A 2,106-nucleotide genomic window follows, 5' to 3' on the forward strand; every position below is an offset into this window, starting at 1 on the left:
ACTTACTTAGATATTAGAAAAATATAGGGGGATACATGTGAATAAGAATAAAATTATAATTTCTTTTTTATCTATTAGTTTGTTACTCTGTGTATTTAGCACGTCTATTTTCGCGGAAAGTAAAAAGCAATTAGAAGTGTTAGTAATGGAGCATGAAATGAAAATTGGTTCACTCGAACAAACGATAAAAAATCTTCAAACTAACTCGGGGCAAAATCAGTCCATTTCTACTGAGGTAAAGCAGGCACTATTAAGTGATTTATCGGGCATGATTGAGAATTTTACAACAGCTTATTACGAAGATAAAGATGTTCATGTAAATGTTGTAAAAAGTGATATTGTTGAAAAAGATGGAAAAATTGTGTTACAAATCTTTACTGAGGGAAATTATAATTGGACAAGTAAATGGTTTGTGGATTCTTACGGAAATGTAAATAGTGGCCCTGGATACTCATTTGGTAGAAATCTAATCTATAACTTTGATTCTATTTCAAAAATGTATGGGGTCAATTTGAATTATGAATTTTATCAAAATGGAGATAGAGTTAATTTTACAAACAATTAATAAAAAAGCCCTTCTCGTATTTGAGAGGGGCTAAATAAGTTCTATTGAGCTATTTTACCTCGTGATATTTCCAAGTATTGCCCATTAGTAACAGATACACTGTATCTGCCATTAAAGTTTTCATTGTCAATAATATCGCTTTTTCCGACAGGTCCGGACATTTTAGCGACATATCCCTCGCCGTAACTTTCAATCACATATGACCCGGGCTGTAAATCCACGCCTACTTTGTAATATCCAGATTCATTGTAGTTTTGGGTGTTATTTAGGATTTCGTAAATTTGTTTAGCTCCACTTACTCCTAATGTACCAAAAGCTCCAACGTTTATTAAAACACCGTTTGTTTCTATATTACCAGCTCCATGTACATAAACATATCCAAAACTGTCAAAGTTCTGATTGTCAATAATGTTATCTGAAGCATCTTTTTCTACATAATATTCTCCACTGCCTTTAAATTTAACAAATGCATATTCTCCAGCTGGTATATCTCCTTTTATATAAGAACCAGTATCAAAAGCTTGTTTTGATGCGATTAAACCAGTAATTTTATCAATCATTTGTTGTTGAGGTGTTTTCTCCTCAGGCTTCTTTTGTGCTTCATCTGACTTTTGATTTGTATTAGAAGGATTTTGTTTTACGTCCTTTGTCTTATCCTTTACTTCTGTTTTAGGTGATGAGTTGGAAGTATCTTCGGTATCTGGAGTGATCGCTATGCCCATAATAAACAATATAAAAAATCCAGCAGCAAATAGCATTCTCTTCTTGGCTTTCCCTGTTTTCCTAAAAGAACTTATTATAGCCAAAATAATAAAAATGATAAAACCTAGAACTCCTATTGTACCCAAAAATGCTCCCATGTTACTTCCTCCTGAAAATTAATATATGCCTTTGATTTCCAAAATAAACAAGAAAGCCCCTCCTTATCAAGAGAGGCTAAGGAAGAAAATTATCCATAATGATTTGATATTAATCCAATTTGTGACTTGCTCTCTATTTATTATCATAGAAAACCAAGCAGTCTATACCATAATCATAAGCATCATGAACACATCACCATCCATAGAATGACTGAAGTCGATAGTGACATAATTGAATGCCAAAAGATGGTAAGGAACTGTCTCATCTTATTTGGAGGTATCGTAAATAGGATCACCAGGTAAAAAGGTTGTGGATATTAAAAAAACCTCCTAATTAATTAGAAGGTTTGATTAAAAGGGTCTACCTACATAATAAAAAAAAATCCCCCCAAATAGCTGAGGGGATGACACTATCTACAAAGCTGATATAATATCCAACTTATCAACGTTTAAAGTGGTCAGTGACCTCTATTTATTAAGCCTTTTTCTTATAGAGAATAAAGCTCGAGTACCTAGTCGGTATATGTTTGACCCAATACTGATGGAATTCCTCGAGGACTTCTTTTGCAAATAAGTCGCCTTTACCTTCATCTCTAATTACTCCATAATCCAATTTGCTTTGATTGGTAGTACCATTAACCTGAACACAATTTTCTAAGTCCAATTCAATATAGAATTGGA

At 33.0% G+C, this 2,106-nt stretch carries 3 protein-coding genes; 1 reads left to right on the forward strand and 2 read right to left on the reverse strand.

Going from position 1 to position 2,106, the window contains the following annotated elements:
* Positions 1 to 37: 37 nt before the first annotated feature.
* Positions 38 to 565 (forward strand): hypothetical protein, encoded by a 528-nt coding sequence (locus V7266_RS25695; protein WP_335472088.1) that lies wholly within the window; start codon positions 38 to 40, stop codon positions 563 to 565.
* A 41-nt stretch (positions 566 to 606) separates the two neighbouring features.
* Here V7266_RS25695 and V7266_RS25700 read toward each other — a convergent pair whose 3' ends face one another.
* Positions 607 to 1,425 carry a hypothetical protein gene (locus tag V7266_RS25700; protein ID WP_335472089.1) on the reverse strand — a complete coding sequence of 273 codons (819 nt, stop codon included), beginning with the start codon at positions 1,423 to 1,425 and terminating at the stop codon, positions 607 to 609.
* Positions 1,426 to 1,900: 475 nt separating this feature from the next.
* The coding region (locus tag V7266_RS25705) for a hypothetical protein (protein WP_335472090.1) at positions 1,901 to 2,106 on the reverse strand (206 nt) is incomplete at its 5' end.

The sequence above is a fragment of the Neobacillus drentensis genome (assembly GCF_036965645.1).
GTDB classification, from domain to species: domain Bacteria; phylum Bacillota; class Bacilli; order Bacillales; family Cytobacillaceae; genus Neobacillus; species Neobacillus drentensis_D.